This is a genomic window from Streptomyces sp. 840.1 (assembly GCF_003751445.1).
GTDB lineage: Bacteria > Actinomycetota > Actinomycetes > Streptomycetales > Streptomycetaceae > Streptomyces.
In genome coordinates this window covers 5,569,638-5,593,781 of sequence record NZ_RJUU01000001.1, presented here as the reverse complement: position 1 = coordinate 5,593,781, position 24,144 = coordinate 5,569,638, and the positions used below count along the sequence as shown (strand labels likewise).

The window sequence follows — 24,144 nt, the reverse complement described above, 5'->3', positions numbered from 1 at the left end:
TGCGTGCGTGCGGCCCTCATCCGAAGCGGTAGCCGACGCCACGGGCCGTGCTGATGGTGCTGGGGCTGTCGGCCTCGCGCAGTTTGCGCCGCAGCCGGGCCAGATACTGGTCCAGGGTGTTGTCGCTGACCTGGGCGCCCTCGGACCAGGCGGTGCGTACGAGGGTGCGGCGCGGTACCACCTTCCCGGGCTCTGCCAGGAGACGTGCCAGGAGCCGGAACTCGGTGGGTGTGAGTGCCACGGGCCGCTCCCGCACGGTGAATTCATGGCGCACCGGGTCGAGCCGTACCGTACCGGTGGTGTCGCTGAGTGCCTGGGTGTGGCCGGCGCGATGGAGCACCGCGCGTACGCGTGCGGCCAGCTCGCTCAGGTGGAACGGCTTGACGAGGTAGTCGTCGCCACCGGCGGCGAAACCCGAGAGCCGGTCGGTGAGGTTTCCGTGCGCGGTCAGGAAGATCACGGGCACGGCGATGCCCGCCCCGCGCATCGCCTGGCACACGTCACGCCCGTCGGAGTCCGGCAGGCCGATGTCGAGCACGACCGCGTGGACCGATTCGTCGGCGGTCCTGAGCGCCGAGGCGCCGTCGGTGGCGGTCACGACGTCGAAGTTCTCGTCGCGCAGCCCCCGGGCCAGGACATCGCGTAGTCCGTGGTCGTCCTCGACGACGAGAATGCGGGCAGCGGTCATCAGCCCAGTATGGTCCGGTTCGCCCGTGGGCCCCGGTGGGGGCCGGACGGCCGGCCCCGGTGTTCAGGTTGTGTTCAGGTGAAGGAAGTGGGCTCGCGACCGGATGGTTCTGCCCGGCCGCCGGCACATCGGGTTCCTCGACGGTGCGAGTGGGGCGGGAGCGACGAGCACGCCGACGTCGACGTACGCGCCTGGGGGCACCGGCGCCGACCGGGGCGGCCCCGGGCGGCGGGGCGGTGACGGCCGCCCCGTGACCAAGGCCGGGCGGGTCCGTCCGTCGCGGGGCGGCGGACGGACCCGCCCGTGCGGGCGGTCACGCTCAGGAGACGAAGCCCCGGGTGATGTGGGTGCCCGCCCCGGCCGGCTCGGCGGCGTAGCCGGACTCGCCGACGCAGTCGCTGTACTCGTAGTTGGCCGTGGACGTACCGCTCAGGCCTCCGGCGTCGGTGCTGGTCGGGCCGCCGAACACGGCGTCCGCCCTGGGCATTTCGGCGCAGCTGGGGATGCCGGCGTAGTACTCGACGAAGCCGCCCTGCGAGCCCTGGAGGTTCCCGCTCCCCGCCGGCAGCGTGTAGGTGCCGAGGTGGGTGGCGGCGCCCGTCTGCGTGTCGGTGGCCGTTCCGGACCAGGTGTTGGTGCCCGTGCGCTCGACCAGGATGTCGTAGCGGTGGCCGTACACGGCGTCGAAGTCCACGGCGCAGGTGACGCCCGCGCCGCCGTCGGCTCCGTCGTGGCAGAGCGGGTCGTCGGTGGTGGCGCCCGCGGTGAAGGTGGAGAAGCGGGCCGACAGCCGCTCGTGCCCGCCGCTGTCCGGGCGCGGCTGGAGGCCGGTGTACCCCATGGCGTCGGCGAAGCTGTACTGCTGGGCGAAGTAGATCCCGGCCAGGTGCGCGGTGGCGGAGTTGACCGTGATGGGGAAGGTGATGTCGGTCAGGCCTGCGGACGGCGTGCCACCGATCGACCATCCGACCGAGACGTTGCCGCCCCCGACCGAGGCGACCGCCGTCTGGGGCATCGCCACGAGCAGGCCGGCTGCCGCCACGGGGACGGCGATGCGGCGTAACGCGCTGATGAATGACATGTGTTCCCTCTCCGGTACGCGCGGCGCGAGGCCAGAGCCCCTGTGCAACGGGGCCTGCCCCGGCCGCGCCGGGTGCTGTCACGCCGGACGAGCCGTCGTGACCGGCCGGAACCATCCGGGGTCCCGCGCCGAGGGTGCACCCGCCGGGGCCAGGTCTCTATGGACTTGTGGGTCCCGGCCCTTGGACTCCTGCGCGCCGTCCGGTCCTCAGCCGGGCATGAGCCGGGTGCGGATGCCGTCGAAGTGGGTGCGCATCGCCCTGACCGCGCGCAGTCCGTCGGCGGCCGCCACCGCCTCGACGATCTCGTGGTGCTGGGCGCAGGTGACCCACGCGTCCTGGTGGCCGTCGTCGAGGTCCTCGCGGACCCGGTCCATCGCCGCCCAGAAGGCGTCGAGCACCTCACTGAGCAGGTGGTTGTCGAGCGAGGCGTAGAGCGCGAGGTGGAAGGCCCGGTCGGTGGCGCGGGCGACCCGGCCGGCGCCCGCCTCCTCCTCCATCTTCGTCACCAGTGCGCGCAGCACGTCGAGGTCCTCGCCCGGGACCCCGGCCGCGACGGCGCCCACCAGTCCGGTCTCCAGAGCCTCGCGCACCTTCATCAGCTCGGCGAGACCGGGCTCGCCCTGCCCGTGGCGGACGGCGGCCCGGAAGGCGAGCCCCTCCGCGAACGGTGCCAGCGAGAGCGAGCCGACGAAGGTGCCGAACCCGCGCCGGATCTCGACGACGTTGACCGCCTGGAGCGACTTGAGCGCCTCGCGCACCGACACCCGCCCGGCACCGAAGAGGTCCATCAGCTCGGTCTCGGTGGGCAGCGCGTCGCCCGGCGCGAGCCGGCGTTCCAGGATCAGTTCCTTGATCCTTCGCTCGATGTCCTGAGCCATGGTGGGCCGCGCCACAACGTCCTCCCGAGGTGCCGTTGCCCCTTGACCGGTCGCAGGAGCATCTGTTTAAGGTTGAGCCGGACATAGGACATCTTACGTCTCACGTCTCGATCCGAGCAGCCCCGACGGGCCCCGGGTCGGTATCCCGATCAGCTGGAGCCCCCACCATGTCTCTGACCGCACCGCTGCACGGCGTAGTTCCGCCGGTCTGCACCCCGCTCGACGCCCGCGGGGAGGTCGACACCAACTCCCTCGCCCGGCTCGTCGAGCACCTCATCGGCGGGGGCGTGCACGGGCTCTTCGCCCTCGGGTCCACCAGCGAGGTCGCCTACCTCACCGACGGCCAGCGCGCCTCGGTCCTGGAAACCGTGGTCAACGCGACAGACGGCCGGGTCCCGGTGCTGGCCGGGGTCATCGACACCACCACGGCCCGGGTCACCGAGCACGCCAGGTCCGCCGCGCGCCTTGGCGCCGACGCCCTGGTCGCGACCGCGCCGTTCTACACCCGCACCCACGGCAAGGAGATCGCCGGGCACTTCCGCCGGCTGCGCGCCGAGGTGGACCTGCCGCTGTTCGCGTACGACATCCCGGTCGCCGTGCACAGCAAACTGTCCGCGGCGCTGGTCCGCGAACTCGCCGAGGACGGCACCCTGGCCGGGCTCAAGGACAGCAGCGGCGACGAGGGCGGGCTGCGCCGGCTCATCGTCGGGCTCGGCGGCCGCGAGGGCCGCGCGCACGGTCCGGTACCCGGGTTCAGCGTCCTCACCGGCTCCGAACTGACCGTGGACGCGGCCCTGCTGGCCGGCGCCGACGGCGTCGTCCCCGGGATCGGCAACGTGGACCCGGCCGGCTACGTACGGCTCTACGAGGCCGCGCGGGCCGGGAACTGGACGCTGGCCGCCGAGGAGCAGGAACGGCTCGTCGAGCTGTTCGCCATGGTCGACGCCGGCCCCGAGACGGACATGGGCCGCAGCTCATCGGCGCTCGGCTCGTTCAAGTCGGCGCTCCGGCTGCTGGGCGTCATCGACTGCGGCGACACCGCGTTCCCGCAGATCCAGCTGTCCGCCGAGTCCGTCGCGCTGGTCTCCGGACTGCTGCGCGCCGCCGGTCTGCCGCCGGTCCGATGACCACGAAAGCCCGGACGCCACCGGCCGGGCGGCCGGTCGTGGGCCTCGACCTCGGCGGTACGAAGATCGCGGCCGCGCTCCTCGGCGCCGACGGCACGGTCCTGGCCCGGCACAGCCGCCCCACCCCGGCCCGTGCCGGTGCGGCGGCGGTGCTCGACGCGCTCGCCGCCGCCGCGGCCGAGGTCGATCCCGCCAGGGCCGCCGCGGTGCTCGGCATCGCGGCGGCCGGGGTGATCGATCCCCGCACCGGCATGGTCACCAGCGCCACCGACTCCATCCTCGGCTGGGCCGGCACCGCCCTGGGCACCGGCCTCGCCGACCGCACCGGATACCCGGTGGCCTGCGACAACGACGTACGCGCCACGGCCGGCCCGGAACTCGCCGAGCTGCGCGCGGCCGGCCGGGAACACGGCTCGCTGCTCTTCGCCGCCATCGGCACCGGGGTCGGCGGTGCGATCGCCGTCGACGGGCGGATGCTGCACGGCGCGTCCGGCATCGCCGGGCACCTCGGCCATCTGCCCAGCCCGGAGGCGGCCGGGCTGCCCTGCACCTGCGGCGCCACCGGCCACCTGGAGGTCATCGCCTCCGGCCCCGGTATCGCCGCCCATTACGAGCGGCTGACCGGCGCCCCGGTGGACCGGCTGGAGACGGTCGCCGTGCGCGCCGCGCGGGGCGACACCGACGCGGTGTCCGCCATCACCACCGGCGCGGCCGCCGCGGGCCATGTGCTCGGCGGACTCGCCAACGCCCTCGGCCCCGACCGGGTCGTCGTCGGCGGCGGCGTCCCGCAGATCGGCGCCCTGTACGAGAGCGCCCTGCGCACCGCGTTCGCCGCCGAGCTGATGGCACCGCTGCGCGGGCTCGTACCCCGCACGCCGCTCCTCGGCCACGACGCAGCCGTGCTCGGGGCCGCCGCCCTGACCACCACCCTTCCCCTCCACCACCCCGGAGCCCACCGATGACTGCTCAGGAACTCGCCGCCGCGCTCGAGGGCAAGCTGATCGTGTCCTGCCAGGCCCCGCCCGGCGACCCGATGCGGGAGACCGCGACACTGGTGCGCCTCGCGCGGTCGGCGGCCGCCGGCGGCGGCTGCGCGATCCGGGCCAACGAGCCCGCGGTCGTCGCCGCGATCGTGGCGTCCGTCGGCCTGCCGGTCATCGGCCTGTGGAAGGACGGCGACACCGGCGTCTACATCACGCCGACCGTCCGGCACGCCCTGGCGGTGGCCGAGGCCGGTGCGGCCGTGGTCGCCGCCGACGCCACCGGCCGGCCGCGCCCGGACGGCTCGGCGTTCGCGGACCTCGTCGAGGCGGTCCACGCGGCCGGCGCGCTGGTCATGGCCGACGTCTCCACGTTCGAGGAGGGCGTCACGGCGGCCGCGCAGGGCGCCGACTTCGTCTCCACGACCCTCTCCGGCTACGTGCCCGGCACCCCGAAGCAGAACGGCCCCGATCTCGGGCTGGTCGCCGCGCTGTCCGCCGCGATCGACGTCCCGGTCGTCGCCGAGGGCCGTATCAACACCCCCGAGGACGCGGCCGAGGCGCTGCGGCGCGGCGCGCACAGCGTCGTCGTCGGCACCGCCATCACCGCCCCCACGGCCCTGACCGCCCGCTTCGTCGCAGCCATCGCCCGGCCCTGACCCTCCCCCACCACGCGGGGCGGCTGTTCGAGGGCGAGCGCCGTCCCGCACCCTGGAGTCACCGTGCAGACCACATCACCCCCCGCGCTCCCCTGGTACCGCCAGGTCAGCCGCACCCAGTGGAAGTCCTTCTTCGCCGCCTGGATCGGCTACGTGCTCGACGGCTTCGACTTCGTGCTGATCACCCTCGTCCTGACGGAGATCAGCGACGAGTTCGGCCTGAGCACGGTGCAGGCGGCCAGCCTGATCTCCGGCGCGTTCATCACCCGCTGGCTGGGCGGGGCGGTCCTCGGCGCCATCGGTGACCGGTACGGACGCAAGCTCTCCATGGTGCTGAGCATCCTGCTGTACTCGGTGGGAACGTTCGCCTGCGGGTTCGCCTGGAACTACCACAGCCTGTTCGCCGCCCGGCTGGCCATCGGCATGGGCATGGCCGGTGAGTACAGCGCCAGCTCCACGTACGTCATGGAGAGCTGGCCCGCCGGAATGCGCAGCCGGGCCAGCGGCTTCCTGATCTCCGGCTTCTCGGTCGGCTCGGTGCTCGCCGCCCAGGTCTACAACTGGGTGGTCCCCTCGCTCGGCTGGCGCTGGATGTTCTACCTGGGCCTCGTCCCGATCGCCATCGCGCTGTGGATGCGGCGCTCGCTGCCGGAGGCCGAGGAGTGGACGGAGTCCGTGGCGGAGAAGGGCGCCAGGCCCCATCCGTTCGCGCCGCTGTTCGCCACCCGCGCACGGGCCACCGTCAACACGGTGCTGGTCGTCATCGCCACGGCCTCGCTGTTCCTGGTCTTCACGCCCGGCGGCGCCTCGATGGTGCCGGTGCTCTCGGTGATCGCCGGCCTCTCGCTCGCCGCGTTCGCCGTGCAGCTGGGCGGGAAGCGGAGCTGGGTGCTGTATCTGTCGATGATCGTCACGCTGTTCTTCGCGTTCCTGTACTCCTGGCCGATCCAGGCCCTGCTGCCGACCTACCTGAAGACGGAGCTGGGCTACACCACGGACCAGGTCACCGACGTCCTGTACTTCGCGGGCTTCGGCACCATGGCCGGCTGCTGGGCGGCGGGCTTCCTGGGCGACCGGATCGGCACGAAGAAGGCGTACGCGCTGACCCTGCTGGCCTCGCTCGCCTTCGTCTACCCGGTGTTCGCCGTGCAGAACAACCTGCTGCTGCTCGGCATGCTGCTCTTCCTCCTCCAGGCCACGAGCTTCGGCATCTCCGGACTGCTGCCGCGCTACATCGGCGGCCATTTCCCGACGGCGAGCCGGGGCGCCGCACTCGGCTTCACCTACAACGTGGGCGCCCTCGGCGGCGCGGTCGCCCCGGTCCTGGGCGCGCACCTCGCCTCCGGTATGGACCTGGGCCGGGCACTGGCGGTGCTGACGTTCGCGGGCACGGTGATCGTGGTGCTGCTGGTCGGCTTCGACGTGCCGGCCCGGCTGAACCGCCTGACGGACCCGGACTCGGCGCCGGACCACCTGGCGGCGGGGACGGCGCGGGCGGATCCGGCACGGGCGCCGGTTCAGGGGTAGAAGTGGGTCAGCGACTCGGCCACGCAGGCGGGTTTCGCGGACCCTTCCAGCTCGAAGGTGAAGGCCCGGGACATCCGCACCCCGCCGTTCGCGACCTCGCTCACCCCGGTGACCGAGGCGTGCAGGCGGACCCGGCTGCCGACCGGGACCGGGGCCGGGTAGCGGACCCGGTCGACGCCGTAGTTGAGGGCGCGGCCCACGCCCCGGACCCGGAGCAGTTCACCGAACATCGGGATGCCCCAGCTCAGCACCATGTACCCGTGCGCGATGGTGCGGCCGTACGGACCGGCCGCCGCGCGCTCGGTGTCGGTGTGGATCCACTGGTGGTCGCCGGAGACGGACGCGTACGCGTCGATGAGTTCCTGGGTGACCTCCTTCCAGGCGGAGTGCCCCAGGTCGCGCCCGCTCAGGGCGAGGATCTCCGGGATGCCGTTCGCGGTCAGCGCCACGGGGGCCGGCCTCTCTCTCGTCGTACGCGGGTCGGGGGTCAGGCGGTGGCGGGCGTGGCGGTGCGCGGGGCGGTGACCGGTTCGGCGGACTGCTCGTCGTGGTTGGGGCGCCGGAGCAGGAGCAGCATGCAGCCCAGGGTCAGCACCACCTGGAAGATGGCGTAGGCGATGACGGCGGCGATCGAGCCGGTCCGGTTCAGCAGGAACTGGCCGATGATCGGGGTCGTACCGCCCAGGAGCGTGCCGCAGAGCTGGTAGCACAGCGAGATTCCGGTGTAGCGCAGATGCGCCGGGAAGCGGCTGGCGAGCATGCCGGCGAGGGCCGCGTAGTAGAGGCAGTGCGGGATGGTCGCGACGGCGACGCCGATCATCGCCAGGCCGTAGTTCCCGGTGCGGATCAGCAGGAACATCATCGGCATCAGGACCAGTTCCGGCAGCAGCATCACGGTCACCGCACGGGACCAGCTCCTCATCCGGGTGGCGATGAGTGCGCCGAAGGGCTGCACGACGATCTGGGTGATGTTGGCGACGAGGATGATCGTCAGGAACGAGCTGCGGTCGAAGCCCAGCGAGGACGTGGCCCAGGAGAGGGCGAACGTCGACTTGAAGTACGTGGCCGAGAGGCCGATGGTGCAGGCGCCGATTCCGAGAACGATCAGCATCGGGTGGGTCCGCAGCACCTCGGTGAACGGGAGCTTGACGACCTTCTTCTTGCTGATCAGGGCGGCCATCGCCGGGGACTCGGCGACCTTGAGCCGGACGACGAGGCCGACGATGACGAGCGCGGCCGAGAAGAGGAACGGCAGCCGCCAGCCCCAGGAGACGAACGAGGCGTCGGGCAACTGGCTGATCGCGAGGAAGCTCAGCGTGGACAGGGTGTTGCCGACGGGCGAGCCCTGCTGGGCGAACGCCCCGTACAGCACCGACTTGCCCTTCGGGGCGTGCTCGGAGGCGATGAGGACGGAGCCGCCCCACTCGCCGCCGAGGCCGATGCCCTGCACCATGCGGATCGCGACCAGCAGGATCGGCGCGGCGATCCCGATGGAGGCGTAGCTCGGCAGCAGGCCGATCGCCGTGGTGGAGATGCCCATGATCAGCAGGGTGATCACCAGGGTCTTCTTCCGGCCGAGGCGGTCGCCGTAGTGCCCGAACACGACGCCGCCGATGGGGCGGGCGAGGAAGCCGACCCAGAAGGTCGCGAACGCCACCAGGGTGCCGACGGGCCCTTCGAGTTCCGGGAAGAACACCTTGTCGAAGACGAGCGCGGCCGCGGTGCCGTAGATGTAGAAGTCGAACCACTCGATGGTCGAGCCGATGAAGGCCCCGAACCCGGCCCGGTTGGCGGCTCTGGTGCGCTCTCGTGCGGTGGCGGTGGACGCACTCATGGTGGCTCCCGTGAACGTCGTTGATCAAGCGGATGGCGGGGACGAGACAGAGGTCAGAGGTCAGAGGTACGGGGTACTGCGCAGGGGGTACTGGAAGGGGCGTCGGCTGTGACGTCCCGTGCCGCGCCGCTGAGGGGGGACGGGCGGCGGGGAAGGACGGCCGATGGCGTTACGGTGCCAGCCGGGACCTTGAACGGTCCAATACCGAATTACTGGTGCAGTGAGATGCGGAGCGTCTCAATGTGTGGCCGGGCAGCCGGAAGCGCCCCTCCGCGGCGGTGCGGCCGGAGACCCGGTCTGCTGCGCCACGGAGGAGTGCGGCCGGGGCGGCCGGGGCGGTCGGGGCGGTCGGTGCGGCCGGGGCGGGGGCGGGGCCGCGTCAGCCGCTCAGGCCGCGATGCGCTCGAAGACCGCCGCCAGGCCCTGTCCGCCGCCGATGCACATGGTCTCCAGGCCGTACCGGGCCCCGCGGCGGTGCAGCTCTCGCGTCAGCGTGGCGAGGATGCGGGCGCCGGTCGCGCCGACCGGGTGGCCGAGCGAGATGCCGGAGCCGTTCACGTTGATCCGCTCCTCGTGGTCCTTCTCCCCGAGCCCGAGTTCGCGGGTGCAGGCCAGCACCTGGGCGGCGAAGGCCTCATTGAGCTCGATCAGGTCCAGATCGGCGAGGGTGAGCCCGGCTCGGGCGAGCGCCGTGCGGGTGGCGGGTACGGGGCCGATGCCCATGGTGGCGGCGGGCACCCCGGCGCGGGCGAAGGAGACCAGCCGGACGAGCGGGGTGAGGCCGAGCCGCTGCGCGGTGGCGGCACTGGTCACCAGGCAGGCGGCGGCCGCGTCGTTCTGGCCGCTGGCGTTCCCCGCGGTGACCGTGGCCGCCGGGTCCGACTTGCCCATGACCGGGCGCAGCCCCGCGAGTTGCTCGGCGGTGGTGTCGGGGCGGGGATGCTCGTCGGCGATGACCACCGTGTCGCCCTTGCGCGTGGTGACGGTCACGGGGACGGTCTCCGCCTCGTACCGGCCCTCGGCGACGGCCCGGCCCGCCCGACGCTGCGAGCGCAGGGCCAGGGCGTCCTGGTCGGCGCGGCTGATGCCGTACTCACGGCGCAGGTTCTCGGCGGTCTCGATCATGCCGCCGGGCACCGGGTGGTTGACGCCGCCCGCGGTGACCCGGCCCCGGGCGAGCGAGTCGTGCAGCTGGAGGCCGGGGCCCTTGATGCCCCAGCGGCCGTCGTGCGTGTAGTAGGGGGCCGCGCTCATCACGTCGACGCCGCCCGCGATCACCACCTCGCTGAAGCCGGCCCTGATCTGCATCGCCGCGTCGAGGACCGCCTGCAGTCCGGACCCGCAACGGCGGTCGATCTGCGTACCGGTGACGGACTGCGGGAGCCCGGCGTCGAGTGCCGCGACCCGGCCGATGGCGGGGGCGTCGGCCGACGGGTAGGCGCTGCCGAGGATCACCTCGTCGACCCGGTCCGGGTCGACTCCGGTGCGGGCGACGACCTCGGCGATGACGAGCGCGGCGAGGGAGGCCGGCGCCTGGCCCGCGAGGGCCCCGCCGAAGCGGCCGATGGGGGTTCGCAGCGGTTCGCAGATCACGACATCGTTTCGGTCGGGCACGGCGGGACCTTTCGAGCGGAGGAGGGGACGGGGCGGGCGGGACGTCGCCGGAGGTGTGGGGTGACCCTCGCACCCGGGCACTGAGCCGGTCCAATATCCAGTTCCCCCTGATTCGAGACGCGGCGCGTCTCAATGGAGGGGCCGGCGCTCAGGAGGACGGCGTGGGCAGGGCGCTCTCCGCTACGGCGAGTACCGCGCGCAGGGCGGCGGACGGGTTGTCGGCCCGCCAGGCGAGCGCCGCCTGGCGCCGGATGGGCGGCCCGGCGAGCGGGCGGTAGACGAGGCCGTTCTGCTGGATGTGCTGGACGGAGGTGACGGTGAGGGTCACCCCGACGCCTGCGGCGACCAGCGCCAGAATCGTGTACGAGTCGGGGGCCTCCTGCACCACCCGGGGGTTGAACCCGGCGGCCTCGCAGGCCCCGACCATGGCGTCGCGCACGGTGGAGCCGGTGTTGGCGGGGAACGAGACGAACGGCTCCTCGGCCAGGACGTCGATGGAGACGGTGTCCCGGGCGGCGAGCGGGTGGTCGGAGGGGAGCGCGCAGACCAGCTCCTCCTCGTCGATCACCCGGTGGGCCACGCCCGGCTGGGTCACCGGCAGCCGGACGAACCCCAGGTCCAGGGAACCGTCGGCGACCCGCGCCAGCGCGACGTTGGCGTAGGTCTGGCCGGTCATCACCAGCTCGATGCCGGGGTGGGCGGCGCGCACCGCCCGGGTCAGCTGGGGCAGCGTCTCGTGGCTGGAGGCGCCCGCGAAGCCGATGCTGACCCGGCCGTACTCGCCCCGGCCTGCGGCCTTCGCGGCCCGAACCGCGATGTCGAGGTCGTCGAGGACCGTCCGTACCGGCTGGAGGAACGACTCCCCCGCGCTGGTGAGCCGCACCGAGCGGGTGTTGCGCTCGAAGAGCTGGACGCCGAGCTCCTTCTCCAACTGCCTGATCTGCTGGCTCAGCGGAGGCTGCGCCATCTGGAGCCGCTTGGCGGCCCGGCCGAAGTGCAGCTCCTCGGCCACGGCGACAAACGCGGACAGATGACGCAGTTCCATACCCATTCCCTGCCTCGGGGTCATTGATCAGGCTATTGATTAATCAGCCGTCTTGATCCGACCTTAATTTGGTATTGGACAGCAATCAATGGCCGCTGACACGGTGGGTCCACGCGCACGCGCCGCAGGGCGCGCGGCGACGCACACGCACCGGAGGAGCACCGTGGCCACGACGGACCGGACAGACGGCGGGCAGGCCGGCCGGAAGGACAAGACGATGTCGATGAGGTCGGCGATCGCCGCCTTCGTCCACGACGGTGACACCGTCTGCCTCGAAGGCTTCACCCACCTCATCCCGACCGCCGCCGGTCACGAGATCATCCGGCAGGGCCGCCGCGACCTGACCGTCGTCCGGATGACCGCGGACATCGTGGTGGACCAGATGCTCGCGGCCGGGTGCGTGACGCGGCTGGTCTCCTCGTTCGTCGGCAACTCCTCGGCCGGTTCGCTCGGTGAGCTCCGCCGTCGCGTCGAGAGCGCCGACCCGGCACCGCTCGCCTTCGAGGAGTACAGCCACTACGGGATGATCTGCCGCTACCTCGCCGGTTCCCAGCGGCTGCCGTTCTACCCGCTGCGCTCCTACGGGGGCAGCGATCTGCCGTCCGTCAACAGCGCGCTGCGCAAGGTCACCTCGCCCTACCCGGGCCCGGACGGCGAACCCGAGCAGATCTACGTCGTACCGCCCGTCAACCCGGACGTGACGATCATCCACGCGCAGCGCGCCGACCGCAGCGGCAACACCCAGATGTGGGGACTCACCGGCATCCAGGCCGAGGCGGTGTACGCGGCGGAGAAGGCGGTCGTCGTCGTGGAGGAGATCGTCGACGAGGCGGTGATCCGCTCGGACCCCAACCGCACCCTGGTCCCCGCCCACGCGGTCGACGCCGTCGTCTGCTGCCCGCGCGGCGCGCATCCGTCCTTCGCGCAGGGGTACTACGACCGGGACAACGCCTTCTACCGGGCCTGGTCGCACATCAGCAAGGACCCGCGCCGGCTCCAGGACTGGCTGGACGAGTGGGTGCGCGGCACGGCCGGCCACGCGGAGTACGTCGAGAAGCTCGGCGCGGAGTTCTGGGCCGGCCTCGCGGTCGGGGAGGCACTCAGCGAGCCGGTGAACTACGGGCGGCGGCTGTGAGCACCGCCCGGCTCGCCACGGATCCGCACACGGGACACGAGAAGGAACGGCTCATGACCACCACCGCACCGGGCACCATCACCTCCTCCGAGCTGCTCTCCGTCGTCGCCTCCCGCGAACTGGCCGCGCGGCGAACGGTGTTCGCCGGAATCGGGCTGCCGACGCTCGCCACCGAGCTGGCCCATCTGACGGTCGCCCCGGACATCGAGGTGGTGTACGAGTCGGGGGTCTGCGGCGCCCACCCCTCGCAGCTGCCGGAGACCATCGCCGACGCCGTCCTGATCACGGGGGCGGAGGCGGTGATCCCGATGCCCATGCTCTTCGGCTGTGTCCTCCAGGGCGGCCACATCGACGTCGGCTTCCTCGGCGCCGCGCAGATCGACCGCTGGGGCAGCCTCAACACCTCGGTGATCGGGGACTGGGCGAGCCCCTCGGTCCGGCTGCCGGGCTCCGGGGGCGGCGTCGAGGTGATGGCCAACTCCCACGAGGTCTTCGTGGTGATGCGCCGCCACAACCCGCGCTCCTTCACCGCTGAGCTGGACTTCTGCACCACGCCCGGCCCCGACCGCGCTCTGGCCGAGGGCATCCGGCCGCTCGGCGCCGGGGTCACCCGCGTCATCACCGAACTGGGCATCCTGGCCCGCGCCGGGGTGGGCGAGGAGCTGCGGCTCGTCGCCGTCCACCCGGGCGTCAGCGTCGACCGGGTCCGGGCGGCCACCGGCTGGGACCTCCGGGTCGCCGACACGGTCGAGGAGGTGCCGCCCCCCACCCGGGAGGAACTGCGGCTGCTGCGCGAGGATGTCGACCCGGACCGCGTGTACCTGCGCTGACCCGCACGGCCCGCGAGCCCCACGAGGAACCGCGGGAACCACCGGATCGACCCGTCTGTCCCCACCCCGAGAGGACCGTGACTGCCATGCGTATCAGGATCGTCGGAGCCGGAGCCATGGGCCGAGGCATCGCCCAGTGGGCGGCCGTGGCCGGACACACCGTCGAGCTGTGCGACGTACGGCCGGAGGCGGTGACCGAGGCGGCCGGCTTCGTGCGCGCCATGCTGGAACGGGCCGTACAGAAGGGCCGGATGGCCGCCGGGGACGCGGCGGCAGCCGTGGAGCGCCTCGTCCCGCTGGCGGACCCGTGGGCCGAGGGACCGGAGGTCGAGCTGGTCATCGAGGCCGTACGGGAGGACCTCGCCACCAAGGCGGAGGTCTTCGGCCGGCTGGAGCGGGCGCTGCCCGCGGCGGCCGTCTTCGCGACCAACACCTCCTCGCTGTCCGTGACCCGGATCGCCGCCACGCTGGATGACCCGACGCGCCTGGCCGGGCTGCACTTCTTCAACCCGGTGCCGCTGATGCGGATCGTCGAGGTCGTGCCCGGCGCGGCCACCCGGCCGGACATCCCGCCGCTGCTCACCGGGCTGGTGGAGAGCTGCGGCCACCGCGCGGTCACCGTCGCGGACACACCCGGCTTCCTCGTCAACCACGCCGGGCGCGGACTCGCGACGGAGGCGCTCGCGCTGCTGGAGGAGAACGTGAGCGACCCAGCGGGCATCGACCGGATCGCCCGGGACGTACTCGGCCTGCGGATGGGCCCGTTCGAGCTGATGGACCTCACCGGACTCGATGTGACCGCCGCGGTCATCGACTCGATCTGGGAGGGCTTCCGCCACGAGGACCGGCTGCGCCCCTCCTACCTGACCCCGAACCGGGTGGTGGCCGGACTCCACGGCCGCAAGACCGGACGCGGCTGGTTCGCGTACGGCTCCGAGGCGCCCGCACCCGCCGAGGAGGCGCCGGTCACCGGCGACGCGGACCGCCCGGTGCACGTCTTCGCCGCCGCGCCCGGCGACCGGGACGCCGCCGCGCTGCGCGAGGCGCTGACCGGTGCGGGCGCCACGGTCGAGTCCGGTCCGCAGCCGTCGGCCGGGGCCCTGGTGCTGGTCCCGGTCTGGGGCACCACGGTCGCATCGGCGGTCGCCGCGCACGGGCTGCCCGCCGGGCGCACCTTCGGTGTGGACCCGCTGCCGGCGGCCGGGCGGCGCCGGGTGCTCGCCGTGACACCGGCCGCGCAGCCGGCGGCCGCGCGGGACGCCCGCGCGGTGCTGGCACGGGCGTCGCAGGGCGCCGCGCCCTTCGCGGTGTCGGTGGTACGGGACACGGCGGGCACGGTCGCCCAGCGGCTGCTCGCCTCCATCGTGTCGGTCTCGGCGTCCATCGCGGAGCGCGCCCTGGCGGCCCCGGCCGACATCGATGCGGCCGTCACGACCGGTCTCGGCTACCCGGTCGGGCCGCTGGCCTGGGGCGACCGGATCGGCGGGAGCAGGATGCTGGAGCTGCACCGCGCCCTGTACGCGACGACCGGCGACCCGCGCCACCGCCCGACCCGCTGGGTCACCGAACGCGCCGCGCTGGGCCTGGCCCTGACGGACCCCGGCACGTCCCCGGAACAGTGCCTCGGGGCGGCGCAGGACGGACCCGGGACGGTGTGACGGGGCGGACGGGACGGACGGGACGGACGGCACGGGCGGTCCGCCGCACCGCCCGTGCCGAGGCCCGGCAGCGCGGTACGCGGATTCACCGCGTCCCCTTCCGCGGTATCGAGACCCGGCAGTCTGCCGCGGAGCCGGGGTTGCGCCTGTCGTACAGCGCGACTGTCCGACGCCCCTGCGCGTACCGGCCGACGACGGCCGGGAATTCGTGGCGCGCCCCGTCCCCGTCCTCGAAGCGCACCACGACGTGGCCACGCCCGCGCCCTGCCGGCCTCCAGCCGTCCAGTTCGGCGTCGGCGACGGCCAGCCGGGCGCCGAGCCGCAGCCGGTGCAGTCCGCCGGTCCGGCGCAGGCTACTGCCGGCGCCCCACCCGGCCACGAGCGCGAAGACGGCGGCGACGGTCCAGGAGACGGCTATCCAGTCCGATGCCGTGAACCGGCCCACCAGCCATTCAACGGACTCGTCCGGCCGGAGATCCCCGGCGTCCACGGCCGCCTGCCAGCCCGATCCGAACGCGACGGCGGCGAGCGTGAGGGCGGCGCCCGGCGCGGCCCGGTGCAGATAGCGCCGGGACATCAGCGCCAGCGCCGCGGCGACCGCGAGGCCCATGAACGGCGCCGCGCCCACCATGCCGTCGGTCCCGCAGCTCGATTCCCCGCCGCAGTTCCACATCACGTGCGTGCTCTCGGCGGCGGTGACGCGGAACAGCATCCACACCTGCCAGGCCACCAGCACACAGGCCAGCACCAGCGGTGCCTGCGCGACAAACCGTCCCCGTGTCATTTCCCTCGCCCCCTACTGCCCGGCCCCACAACCGGTCTCCCCCGGAATCTATGCCACGGGTCCGACATCTCCCCCCAGGTTGGCCGGGCATGACCGATTCGTTCAAGACCGTCCGCGGTTGCCCGGCCTACGGTCGGATCATGACTCCACGACTTGACGCGATCGGCATCACCACCGCGGATCTGCCCGCATCGCTCGCCTTCTACCGCCGGCTCGGCCTCGACATCCCCGCCGACGCGGAATCCGCTCCCCATGTCGAAGTGACGCTCCCGGGCGGACAGCGCCTGCTGTGGGACACCGAGGACGTCGTCCGCTCCTTCGACCCCGAATGGCCGGGGCCGAAGGGCGGTGAGCGCCTCGGTCTCGCCTTCCTCTGCGACAGCCCAGCGGAGGTCGACGCCGTCTACGGGGAGCTGACGGGCGCCGGGTACCGGGGCCATCTGAAGCCGTGGGACGCGGTGTGGGGGCAGCGGTACGCCGTCGTCCTCGACCCGGACGGCTGCGCCGTGTCACTGTTCGCGGCGGCGGCGTCCTGAGGCGGGGCGGATCAGCGGACCGCGGCGTCGGCCCCGGTGAAGTCGAGCAGGTCCCGGTTGAGCCGGTCGGCTCGGAGGAGACCTTGTTCCCGAGGTGCGTCGCGAAGAACGCGTGGGTGTTCTGGGCCATCCGCCTCGGACGGCCGAGGCTCCGGTCCGCCGGCCGCGCTTCGAGGACGCCCTCCTCGACTCCGCCGGGGTTGTCCGGCGTCCTGACCGCCAACGGCGCGGTGACGGCGACCAGCACGATCCGGCTCACCCGGTCGTACCCGTCCCCGTTCCGGCAGCGGGAGCATCTGCAACTCCCATGCGCTGCTGCTGAGCCAGGCCCCCGCCGCGAACACCACCGGCTTGCCCTGCCCCAGTCGGTCCAGAACAGGCTCGTTCCGTCGGATCCCTCGAAGTACGGCATGCCAAGTCCTCCCGCGAAGGGGCCCGTTGGGTACTCGACCACTCCGGCCCGGCGGAGATCACCGTGTCGTTACCCACGAGGTAGCGGCGCCCGCCTGCGCCGACTGGCGGCCGCCCACGATCCGGGCGCGGCAGGGCTCGCGCGTGAGCTGGTCACGGACATGGGCCCCGAGCTCAACCTGCCCTGGACCGAGCCCGGTCGGTTCGTCGACTCGATGGCCGCGCGGGCACGACGGCTGCCGCTGGCGCACCCGCCGTGGTTCTGGGACACCGTGGGCCATCGGCTGACCGGTTGCGGGAGCCGGCCCCGGCAAGGACTCGGACCCGCGCCTTCCCGAGGACCGTCCGATGCCTCAACGGCTCGCGACGCCGGCCAGAAGCCTCGCCGTGTCTTCGGGGGCCTCCACCGGGAAGTGGTGGCTGCCCAGGTCGACGAGCACGATGTCGAGGCGGTCCCGGTAGCGGTCGATCGCTTCCTGGGTGACCAGGTCGCGAACGGCGAACACCGTGACCGGCTGTTTCGTCTCGCGCAGGGCGGCGTCCATGTCCCAGCGCACCAGGCCCTCGATGGCGCGCAGGCCCGCGGGACGGCGCACCGCCACCATCTTCTCGAAGTACGCCTCAGAGAGCGCCGGGTCGGTCCCGGCCGGCGAACCCCCTTCGACGAGACCGCGCACCGCCGAGGCGAAGTCGTCGCGGAACATGCCCACCACGGCATTGGTCTGCTCCTCGTTCTGCGCCGGGAACAGGGACAGATAGTGCAGTCCGTCGAGCGCGACCACGTGAGTGACCGTGCCGGGGAGCAGCCGGGCGGTTTCGACGGCGACCGCCGCGCCGAGGGAGTGCCCGACCACGACGGCGGTGGTCACCGACTCGGCCTCCAGCACCGCCGCCGCGTCGCGGGCGAACTCCTCCATGGTCCACACCTGCCGTGTCGACCGTGACTCGCCGTGCTCGGCGAGGTCGACCGCGAGGATGCGGTAGTGCTCGGGCAGATGGCCGGTCACCACGTCGAAGTCGCCGCGGTCGCACCCCCAGCCGTGGATGAGCATCATGGCCGGCCCGTCGGCGGGGCCACTGGCCGTGTACCGGACCGTCGTGTGGTCCGATCGCCGGACTGCGAGGTTCTCGCTGATTCTGCTGTTTGCGTTCGTCATGGGGTGTCCTTCTTTCGCACGAGTGGTTCCGTGTCGGTCTTCCGGAGCGGGGAACGCGGTGGTCGCCGCGGGCCGGTGCCTCACTCGCCCGGTGCCGCAACGGCGCGGCGCCGCGTCCGTGACTGGTTCAGGCGCAGGAGGAAGGCGGCGAAGACGATCGCCACGATCGCCAGTGCGTAGATCTCGGTGGCGGTCCGCAGGCCCAGGGTGGTGACGGCGATGCCGCCGAGCACGGCGGGCACGCTGTTGCCGAGATAGTTGATGATGTTCGCCGAGGCGAAGACCTCGCTGCGCTCATGGGGCCTGGCGATCCGGGCGAAGGTGCCGAACGTCGCCAGCACCGAGGCGCCGAGGCCGGTGCCCGCGACGACGGTGCCGAGGGCGGCGAGCCAGACGAGGCCGGCCACGATGCCGGCGAGCGCGGTAAGGACGCCGAGTCCGAGCAGCGCGGAGGAGGGGGCCAGCAGCGAGGACGCGGAACGGGAGCGGAGCGCGGCGACCGTGAGCGCTCCGGTGCCCGCCAGCAGGGTCACGACGACGCCGCCGACCAGGCGGCTGTGCAGCCCCAGCAACTGGGCCGCGACGGACGGGCCGAGGGAGAGGAACAGCCCGGCCAGTGCCCAGGCGGCGATCATCGCCGGCACCACAGGGACGATGTCCGCTCGCAGGTGCGCGGGCAGCGCGGCCCGCGGGCGCAGGGAGGCGACGGCTCCCGGCCGGCGCAGGGAGGTCTCCGGCAGGAGAGCGGTGACGACCGCCGCCAGCGCCATGGCGCCGAGCAGCAGGACGTAGACCAGCCGCGTCGGGGCGGGGCCGAACTCCACCAGTACACCGGAGCCCAGAGCGCCGAGGGCGAGTCCGGTCAGGGGGGCCACCGAGGTGAGGACGCCCGCGCGGCCACGGGCGTGCGGCGGTTCGAGGTCGACGAGGGCGGCGCTCAGGGTGGTAGTCGCCGCCCCGGTGGCGATGCCCTGCACCACCCGGGCGACAGCCAGGACGGCCACGTTCCCGGCGGTGAGGAACAAGACGAGCGCGACCGTCTCCAGCGCGATCGCCGCGGCGAGCACCGGCCGGCGGCCGAGGTGGTCCGACAGCCCCCCGACGACGAGCAACGAGGCCAGCAGGCCGACCACGTACAGGGCGAAGACGACGGTCAGCACCCACGCGGAGAAGTGCCATTGCTGCTGGTAGATCGGGTAGAGCGGGGACGGCACGCTGGAGGCGGCCAGAAAGGCGACGAAGACGGCGGCCGCGCCTGGGAAGGCGGCTCCGCGCAGCACACGGCGGGTGCCCGCGCCGGACGGTACGACGGATACGGCAGAGCAAATAGACATATTCATCTCGCAGTGATCTGTGCGTTAGTGGTGCGACGCTAACACAAACGCAGCGATCGCTGCGACGCTAGCGCAATGATGAGTGCGATACTGGTCGGGTGTCCGCTACCGCTTCTTCCGTCCCGCAGACCGCGAGCCGGCCAGGGGGCCGCTCCGCCCGAGTGCGCGCGGCCGTTCACCGGGCCGTCAGGGAACTGGTCGCCGACAAGGCCGGCGAACCGCTGACGATTCCGGTCGTGGCCGGCCACGCCGGCGTGCACGCCACCACGGTCTACCGCCGCTGGGGCACTATCGGTGAGCTGCTCGCCGACGTCGCGACCAGCCGTTTCTCCGGCGGCATCGTGGTACCGGACACCGGAAGCCTGCGCGAGGACCTGGAACGCTACGCGGCCGACCTCGCCAGGGACCTCTGCGACCCGGACACCCTCGCCCTGGTGCGTGCCACCATCGGCACCGGTGGAGAGCAGGGCGCCGCCGCGTGCCGCGGAGAACGCCGGCAACAACTTGAGGCCGTGCTCGACCGGGAGCGGGCTCGGGGCGGACAGCCGCCGAGCCTGGAACGCACCACGGACGCCGTGCTCGCGCCCCTCTACTACAGGGCCGTCTTCACCGACGAGCCCCTCACTCCTGAATGGGCACGCACCCTGGTGTCACACCTGCTGCCGGACTGAAGCCCCCGTCAGGGCGCGGCGAGGTACCCGGTCAGGGTGGTGCCGGCCAGTTCACGCATCTCCCGGGCGAGGTGCGCCTGGTCGGCGCAGCCCGCCGCGAGCGCGGCGTCCGCGTACGGCGTTCCGGACCGTACGAGGGCCAGCGCGCGCTGCAGCCGCAGGACCCGGGCGAGCGTCTTGGGGCCGTATCCGAAGGCGGCGAGGGAGCGGCGGTGCAGCTGGCGTGCGCCGAGCCCGGCCGCGCGGGCCGTGTCCGCGACGGACCGCCCCGCGTCCAGCTGTCCGGCGACGAACGTCATCACCGGGTCCGGGGGCGCGGCGCCGGCCGCTCTGCGCAGGGCGATCTCCTCCAGGGCGGTGGCCGGGTCGGCGGCCGAGGCGACCCGTTCGGTGAGCTCGCGGACCTCCGCGTCCGGCCACAGCCCGGCCAGTGCGATCCGGCGGTCGCGCAGCTCGTGCGCCGGTACGCCGAGCAGGGCGGGCGCGGTGCCGGGCGCGAACCGGATGCCGGCGAAGCTGCCCCCGTCGCTCACGGAAGCGGGTCCGGCGTGGGTGTCCGGGCCCGCGACGAGCAGGCTGCCGCCGATCCAGAGCAGGTCCATGCAGCCGTCCGGCAGCACGGGGTGCACCGAGCCCGGGTCCACGCTCAGGGTCCACACCTTCGCGCCGTCCAGTCTCGACGCGCGCTCTTCGTACCGGTCGCCCATGCCACTAGTCTCGTCCAAGGACGGGCGCGACGGAAAACGGGCGGAATCGGCATCCCCGGGGGCGGTCATGGCGGCTTTGATGGAGTTCACCACCGACAGCGGCGCGACGGTGACGGTGGAGGTCGACCGGCACGCCCCGGGTGCGCGGCTGGTCTCGCGGGACGGGAACGCGCTGGCCCGGTCCGGGCGCACTTTCGACCACGCGCTCCAGGGGATCCGGGCGGCGGCCGAATCGGCACTCGCGGTGTTCCGGGACGGCTCACTGAAGCCGGACGGGGTGGAGATCGAGTTCGGTGTGAAGATCACCACCGAGGCCGGGGCCGTGATCGCCAAGAGCGCGGTGGAGGGCCATCTGACGGTCAAGCTGTCGTGGTCGCCCGGTTCGACGCCGGAGCCGCAGCCCGTACTGCCGGCACAGGCAGCCCGGCCGCCGCAGGCCCCGCCGGTGCCGCCGACGCCGGCCGCCGGCTGACGGGCGGGCTCATTCGCCGGGCTGGTACGGCTTGTCCGGTTCCTTCTCGCGGCTCGGCTGGAGCCTGGACTTCACGTCGTCGGGCGGCAGGAACCGGGACCACCGCTCCGGGAACTCGGACGGCATGTAGGGACTGTCTCCCTCGTCCCCCTCGTCGTCCACGTCCTCGTCCCAGCTCTCCGCCTGGGTGCGGGCCACGAACTCCGCCGCCTGGACCGCGCGCACCCGGTCGTTGGCCGCACGTGCCGCGGCCGTGGCCACCGAGGGCCACACCCGGTCGATGGCCGCGTTGACGGCGGCGCCCACCAGCACCGCGAACGCGGAGATGCCGATCCACAGCAGCACCGCGATCGGTGCGGCGAGTGATCCGTAGATCGTCGGCCCCTCGACCGTACTGGTGAGGTAGATCCGCAGCAGGAAGCTGCCCAGCACCCAGATCGCGAGCGCCATCAGGGCGCCCGGGGTGTCCTCGATCCACGGCGAGCGGACGGGGACGGACACGTGGTAGAGCGTCGTCAGGAAGGAGATGGACAGCAGTATCACCACCGGCCAGTACATGACGCTTATCAGCTCGGTGCCCCAGGGGATGAACTCCACGACCCGGTCGGGGCCGACCACCAGGAGCGGCAGTACGACCGCGCCGAGCAGCAGCGCCACCACGTACAGCAGGAAGGCGAGCATCCGGGTCTTGACGATGCCGCGCTGGCCGTCGAGCCCGTACATCACGGTGATGGTGTCGATGAAGACGTTGACCGCACGGGAGCCGGACCAGAGCGCGATCGCGAAACCGATGGAGATGACGTCGGGCCGGGCCCCGGTGGTGACGTCCGCCAGCAGCGGTTTGGCGAAGTCGTTGACGCCGCGCTGGGAGAGGACGGTCTGCGCCGCGCTGAGGATGTTGTTCTCGATCGAGGCGACCGTGGTGGTGCTGGTCCACTCGTCGACGTAGCCGAGCAGGCCGATCAGGCCCAGCAGCAGCGGCGGCAGGGAGAGCAGGGTGAAGAACGCCGCCTCGGCCGCGAGCCCCAGAATGCGGTACTCCATGCACGAGTTGACGGTGTCCTTGAGCAATTGCCAGGCCATCTGCCGCTTGGAGACGTTGCGGTAGAGGACTCGCGCCCGGTGGAGCCGGCCCGGTGGCCGCTCGGGTGTTTCATTTGCTGCCTGCACGTCCTTACCGTATCGGCATGGCAGCCACCACCCACACAGTGTCCAACCAGCCCCCTCCCCTGCTCGGCTACGACGTCTTCTCCGCGGACCCCGCGCTCACCGAGGCCGTGGACCGGCACCTCCCGCCGGAACTGCACGAAGAGGCGCGGGCCGGGCTGGTCCGGCTCGGCCTCTCCGCCGGTTCCGCGCAGGCGCAGCGGTGGGGTGCGCAGGCGAACGAGAACCCGCCCCGGCTCCGTACCCATGACCGGTACGGGAACCGCGTGGACGAGGTGGAGTTCCATCCGGCCTGGCACCGCCTCCTGGGCCACGCGGTCTCCGCCGGGCTGACCGACGCCTGGGACCGGCCGGGCGGGCACGTGCGCCGGGCGGCCGGATTCCTCGTCTGGACGCAGGCCGAGGCGGGCCACGGCTGCCCGCTCTCGATGACGCACGCGGCGGTGCCCGCGCTGCGCACCGATCCGGCGGTGGCCGCCGAGTGGGAGCCGCTGCTGACCTCGCACGTGTACGAGGAGGGGCTCCGCCCGGCCGGGGAGAAGGGCGGGGTGCTCCTGGGGATGGCCATGACGGAGAAGCAGGGCGGCACGGACGTCCGGTCGAACACGACGCGCGCCGAGCCGCTGTCCGCCGAGGGCGAGTACCTGCTCACCGGGCACAAGTGGTTCTGCTCGGCGCCGATGTCCGACGGGTTCCTGGTCCTGGCGCAGGCACCCGGCGGTCCGACGTGCTTCCTGCTGCCCCGGGTGCTGCCGGACGGCACCCGCAACGCGTTCGCGATCCAGCGGCTCAAGGACAAGTTGGGCAACCGGTCCAACGCATCGGCCGAGGTCGAGTTCGACGGTACGTGGGTGCGCCGGATCGGTGAGGAGGGGCGCGGGGTGCGCACCATCATCGACATGGTGGCGGCGACCCGCCTCGACTGTGTGACCGGCTCGGCCGCGCTGATGCGGCAGGCGGTGGCGCAGGCGGTCCACCACGCCTCGTACCGGAGCGCGTTCGGCGGCCTGCTGGCCGACAAGCCGCTGATGCGCAACGTGCTGGCCGATCTGGCGCTGGAGTCGGAGGCGGCCACGGTGCTGGCGATGCGGCTGGCCGCCGCGTACGACGCCGGGACACCGAGCGAGGCGGCGTTCCTGCGGATCGCGGTCCCGGCGGCCAAGTACTGGGTGACGAAGCGGTGCGCGCCGATGGTGGGCGAGGCGCTGGAGTGCCTGGGCGGCAACGGGTACGTGGAGGAGTCGGGGATGCCCCGGCTGTTGCGCGAGGCACCGCTCAACTCGATCTGGGAGGGCTCGGGGAACGTGCAGGCGCTGGACGTCCTGCGGGCGCTGCAGCGTGAGCCACTGGCGCTGAACGCGTTCCTCTCGGAGGTCGGCCTGGCGCGCGGCGCCGATCACCGGCTGGACCGGGCGATCAAGGACCTGCTGACGGAGCTGGCGGATCTGGCGGGGATCGAGGCGCGGGGCAGGCGGCTGGTGGAGCGGATGGCCCTGGTGCTGCAGGGCTCGCTGCTGGTGCGCTGGGCGCCGCCGGAGGTCGCCGACGCGTTCTGCGCGTCACGGCTGGGCGGGGACTGGGGCTCGGCCTTCGGGACGCTGCCGCACACCCTGGACCTGGCCTCGGTGGTGGAACGGGCGCGGCCCGTGGAGCGTTGACCGGACGGAGCCGGCCCGGCGGACGGGCCGTCGGGGCAGCAACGGGAGGTGGTGCTGCGCCGACACGGCACCACCCCCCATGCTGTACACACCGGGTTCCGGGGCCGAGGCCGCGTCGTCCGGTGTACCGCCACTCTTGTACGGACCGGGGAACCTCGCCAGAGTTGCAGAGGGTTGCAACCATTGTGTG

The 24,144-nt window shown here is 72.9% G+C and carries 23 protein-coding genes; 11 read left to right on the top strand and 12 right to left on the bottom strand.

What is annotated here, in order from left to right:
• Positions 1-16: 16 nt before the first annotated feature.
• The 3 genes from EDD93_RS25590 to EDD93_RS25580 all read right to left on the bottom strand — a co-directional run bounded on the left by EDD93_RS25590 (position 17) and on the right by EDD93_RS25580 (position 2,663).
• Complete coding sequence (locus EDD93_RS25590) at positions 17-688, bottom strand: response regulator transcription factor (RefSeq protein WP_123527378.1); 672 nt, start codon at positions 686-688, stop codon at positions 17-19.
• A 319-nt stretch (positions 689-1,007) separates the two neighbouring features.
• A complete protein-coding gene (locus EDD93_RS25585) occupies positions 1,008-1,769 on the bottom strand; it encodes a hypothetical protein (RefSeq protein WP_123527377.1) in 762 nt (253 codons plus the stop codon).
• A gap of 207 nt (positions 1,770-1,976) precedes the next feature.
• Complete coding sequence (locus EDD93_RS25580; protein ID WP_123527376.1) at positions 1,977-2,663, bottom strand: FadR/GntR family transcriptional regulator; 687 nt, start codon at positions 2,661-2,663, stop codon at positions 1,977-1,979.
• 152 nt (positions 2,664-2,815) lie between these two features.
• Between EDD93_RS25580 and EDD93_RS25575 the strand changes: the two genes are divergently transcribed.
• From EDD93_RS25575 to EDD93_RS25560, 4 genes are all read left to right on the top strand, one after another.
• A complete protein-coding gene (locus EDD93_RS25575; RefSeq protein WP_123527375.1) occupies positions 2,816-3,775 on the top strand; it encodes a dihydrodipicolinate synthase family protein in 960 nt (319 codons plus the stop codon).
• Positions 3,772-4,737, top strand: coding sequence for an ROK family protein (locus EDD93_RS25570; protein ID WP_123527374.1), 966 nt, complete (start codon positions 3,772-3,774; stop codon positions 4,735-4,737). Before EDD93_RS25575 ends, EDD93_RS25570 begins: the two co-directional genes overlap by 4 nt.
• Entirely contained in the window at positions 4,734-5,414 is a 681-nt protein-coding gene (locus tag EDD93_RS25565) for an N-acetylmannosamine-6-phosphate 2-epimerase (protein ID WP_123527373.1), read from the top strand. Before EDD93_RS25570 ends, EDD93_RS25565 begins: the two co-directional genes overlap by 4 nt.
• Before the next feature lie 63 nt (positions 5,415-5,477).
• Positions 5,478-6,941 carry a sialate:H+ symport family MFS transporter gene (locus EDD93_RS25560; protein WP_123527372.1) on the top strand — a complete coding sequence of 488 codons (1,464 nt, stop codon included), beginning with the start codon at positions 5,478-5,480 and terminating at the stop codon, positions 6,939-6,941.
• Here the strand turns inward: EDD93_RS25560 and EDD93_RS25555 are convergent.
• The 4 genes from EDD93_RS25555 to EDD93_RS25540 form a co-directional block, all read right to left on the bottom strand.
• Positions 6,932-7,390 carry a MaoC family dehydratase gene (locus tag EDD93_RS25555; RefSeq protein WP_123527371.1) on the bottom strand — a complete coding sequence of 153 codons (459 nt, stop codon included), beginning with the start codon at positions 7,388-7,390 and terminating at the stop codon, positions 6,932-6,934. The two genes, EDD93_RS25560 and EDD93_RS25555, sit on opposite strands and share 10 nt — an antisense overlap.
• 38 nt (positions 7,391-7,428) lie before the next feature.
• Positions 7,429-8,775, bottom strand: coding sequence for an MFS transporter (locus tag EDD93_RS25550; protein ID WP_123527370.1), 1,347 nt, complete (start codon positions 8,773-8,775; stop codon positions 7,429-7,431).
• A 387-nt stretch (positions 8,776-9,162) separates the two neighbouring features.
• Positions 9,163-10,389, bottom strand: a complete 1,227-nt coding sequence (locus EDD93_RS25545; RefSeq protein ID WP_123527369.1) for an acetyl-CoA C-acetyltransferase — start codon at positions 10,387-10,389, stop codon at positions 9,163-9,165.
• A 148-nt stretch (positions 10,390-10,537) separates the two neighbouring features.
• A complete protein-coding gene (locus tag EDD93_RS25540) occupies positions 10,538-11,434 on the bottom strand; it encodes a LysR family transcriptional regulator (RefSeq protein WP_123527368.1) in 897 nt (298 codons plus the stop codon).
• 217 nt (positions 11,435-11,651) lie between these two features.
• On the opposite strand from EDD93_RS25540, the gene EDD93_RS25535 reads away from it, so the two are divergent.
• The 3 genes from EDD93_RS25535 (at position 11,652) to EDD93_RS25525 (ending at position 15,057) form a co-directional block, all read left to right on the top strand.
• A complete protein-coding gene (locus EDD93_RS25535; protein WP_123527987.1) occupies positions 11,652-12,569 on the top strand; it encodes a CoA transferase subunit A in 918 nt (305 codons plus the stop codon).
• 53 nt (positions 12,570-12,622) lie between these two features.
• Positions 12,623-13,399: a CoA-transferase subunit beta gene (locus EDD93_RS25530; protein ID WP_123527986.1), complete on the top strand. Its 777-nt coding sequence runs from the start codon at positions 12,623-12,625 to the stop codon at positions 13,397-13,399.
• A gap of 86 nt (positions 13,400-13,485) precedes the next feature.
• Complete coding sequence (locus EDD93_RS25525) at positions 13,486-15,057, top strand: 3-hydroxyacyl-CoA dehydrogenase (RefSeq protein ID WP_123527367.1); 1,572 nt, start codon at positions 13,486-13,488, stop codon at positions 15,055-15,057.
• 85 nt (positions 15,058-15,142) lie between these two features.
• On the opposite strand, the gene EDD93_RS25520 is transcribed toward EDD93_RS25525, so the two are convergent.
• Positions 15,143-15,841, bottom strand: coding sequence for a hypothetical protein (locus EDD93_RS25520; RefSeq protein WP_123527366.1), 699 nt, complete (start codon positions 15,839-15,841; stop codon positions 15,143-15,145).
• Between the two features lie 89 nt (positions 15,842-15,930).
• Between EDD93_RS25520 and EDD93_RS25515 the strand changes: the two genes are divergently transcribed.
• Positions 15,931-16,377: a VOC family protein gene (locus EDD93_RS25515; protein ID WP_123527365.1), complete on the top strand. Its 447-nt coding sequence runs from the start codon at positions 15,931-15,933 to the stop codon at positions 16,375-16,377.
• 764 nt (positions 16,378-17,141) lie between these two features.
• On the opposite strand, the gene EDD93_RS25510 is transcribed toward EDD93_RS25515, so the two are convergent.
• Positions 17,142-17,945, bottom strand: coding sequence for an alpha/beta fold hydrolase (locus EDD93_RS25510; RefSeq protein WP_123527364.1), 804 nt, complete (start codon positions 17,943-17,945; stop codon positions 17,142-17,144).
• A gap of 80 nt (positions 17,946-18,025) precedes the next feature.
• A complete protein-coding gene (locus EDD93_RS25505) occupies positions 18,026-19,279 on the bottom strand; it encodes an MFS transporter (protein ID WP_123527363.1) in 1,254 nt (417 codons plus the stop codon).
• A gap of 98 nt (positions 19,280-19,377) precedes the next feature.
• On the opposite strand from EDD93_RS25505, the gene EDD93_RS25500 reads away from it, so the two are divergent.
• Entirely contained in the window at positions 19,378-19,950 is a 573-nt protein-coding gene (locus EDD93_RS25500) for a TetR-like C-terminal domain-containing protein (protein WP_123527362.1), read from the top strand.
• Positions 19,951-19,958: 8 nt separating this feature from the next.
• Here the strand turns inward: EDD93_RS25500 and EDD93_RS25495 are convergent, their stop codons facing one another.
• Positions 19,959-20,657, bottom strand: a complete 699-nt coding sequence (locus EDD93_RS25495; RefSeq protein WP_123527361.1) for a DUF6597 domain-containing transcriptional factor — start codon at positions 20,655-20,657, stop codon at positions 19,959-19,961.
• Between the two features lie 67 nt (positions 20,658-20,724).
• Between EDD93_RS25495 and EDD93_RS25490 the strand changes: the two genes are divergently transcribed.
• The gene (locus tag EDD93_RS25490; RefSeq protein WP_221217334.1) at positions 20,725-21,129 is read left to right on the top strand and encodes a CU044_2847 family protein; all 405 of its coding nucleotides are present in this window, start codon (positions 20,725-20,727) and stop codon (positions 21,127-21,129) included.
• 9 nt (positions 21,130-21,138) lie between these two features.
• On the opposite strand, the gene EDD93_RS25485 is transcribed toward EDD93_RS25490, so the two are convergent.
• Positions 21,139-22,299, bottom strand: coding sequence for a YihY/virulence factor BrkB family protein (locus EDD93_RS25485; RefSeq protein WP_185092438.1), 1,161 nt, complete (start codon positions 22,297-22,299; stop codon positions 21,139-21,141).
• Between the two features lie 17 nt (positions 22,300-22,316).
• Between EDD93_RS25485 and EDD93_RS25480 the strand changes: the two genes are divergently transcribed.
• Positions 22,317-23,954 carry an acyl-CoA dehydrogenase family protein gene (locus EDD93_RS25480; RefSeq protein ID WP_123527358.1) on the top strand — a complete coding sequence of 546 codons (1,638 nt, stop codon included), beginning with the start codon at positions 22,317-22,319 and terminating at the stop codon, positions 23,952-23,954.
• Positions 23,955-24,144 lie beyond the last annotated feature (190 nt).

What these genes read in the sequence shown, in the direction of transcription:
- EDD93_RS25590 (WP_123527378.1), bottom strand. Translation starts at nt 688, where the DNA reads ATGACCGCTGCCCGCATTCTCGTCGTCGAGGACGACCACGGACTACGC.
- EDD93_RS25585 (WP_123527377.1), bottom strand. Translation starts at nt 1,769, where the DNA reads ATGTCATTCATCAGCGCGTTACGCCGCATCGCCGTCCCCGTGGCGGCA.
- EDD93_RS25575 (WP_123527375.1), top strand. Translation starts at nt 2,816, where the DNA reads ATGTCTCTGACCGCACCGCTGCACGGCGTAGTTCCGCCGGTCTGCACC.
- EDD93_RS25570 (WP_123527374.1), top strand. Translation starts at nt 3,772, where the DNA reads ATGACCACGAAAGCCCGGACGCCACCGGCCGGGCGGCCGGTCGTGGGC.
- EDD93_RS25565 (WP_123527373.1), top strand. Translation starts at nt 4,734, where the DNA reads ATGACTGCTCAGGAACTCGCCGCCGCGCTCGAGGGCAAGCTGATCGTG.
- EDD93_RS25550 (WP_123527370.1), bottom strand. Translation starts at nt 8,775, where the DNA reads ATGAGTGCGTCCACCGCCACCGCACGAGAGCGCACCAGAGCCGCCAAC.
- EDD93_RS25540 (WP_123527368.1), bottom strand. Translation starts at nt 11,434, where the DNA reads ATGGAACTGCGTCATCTGTCCGCGTTTGTCGCCGTGGCCGAGGAGCTG.
- EDD93_RS25535 (WP_123527987.1), top strand. Translation starts at nt 11,652, where the DNA reads ATGTCGATGAGGTCGGCGATCGCCGCCTTCGTCCACGACGGTGACACC.
- EDD93_RS25530 (WP_123527986.1), top strand. Translation starts at nt 12,623, where the DNA reads ATGACCACCACCGCACCGGGCACCATCACCTCCTCCGAGCTGCTCTCC.
- EDD93_RS25525 (WP_123527367.1), top strand. Translation starts at nt 13,486, where the DNA reads ATGCGTATCAGGATCGTCGGAGCCGGAGCCATGGGCCGAGGCATCGCC.
- EDD93_RS25520 (WP_123527366.1), bottom strand. Translation starts at nt 15,841, where the DNA reads ATGACACGGGGACGGTTTGTCGCGCAGGCACCGCTGGTGCTGGCCTGT.
- EDD93_RS25515 (WP_123527365.1), top strand. Translation starts at nt 15,931, where the DNA reads ATGACCGATTCGTTCAAGACCGTCCGCGGTTGCCCGGCCTACGGTCGG.
- EDD93_RS25510 (WP_123527364.1), bottom strand. Translation starts at nt 17,945, where the DNA reads ATGACGAACGCAAACAGCAGAATCAGCGAGAACCTCGCAGTCCGGCGA.
- EDD93_RS25505 (WP_123527363.1), bottom strand. Translation starts at nt 19,279, where the DNA reads ATGTCTATTTGCTCTGCCGTATCCGTCGTACCGTCCGGCGCGGGCACC.
- EDD93_RS25495 (WP_123527361.1), bottom strand. Translation starts at nt 20,657, where the DNA reads ATGGGCGACCGGTACGAAGAGCGCGCGTCGAGACTGGACGGCGCGAAG.
- EDD93_RS25490 (WP_221217334.1), top strand. Translation starts at nt 20,725, where the DNA reads ATGGCGGCTTTGATGGAGTTCACCACCGACAGCGGCGCGACGGTGACG.
- EDD93_RS25480 (WP_123527358.1), top strand. Translation starts at nt 22,317, where the DNA reads ATGGCAGCCACCACCCACACAGTGTCCAACCAGCCCCCTCCCCTGCTC.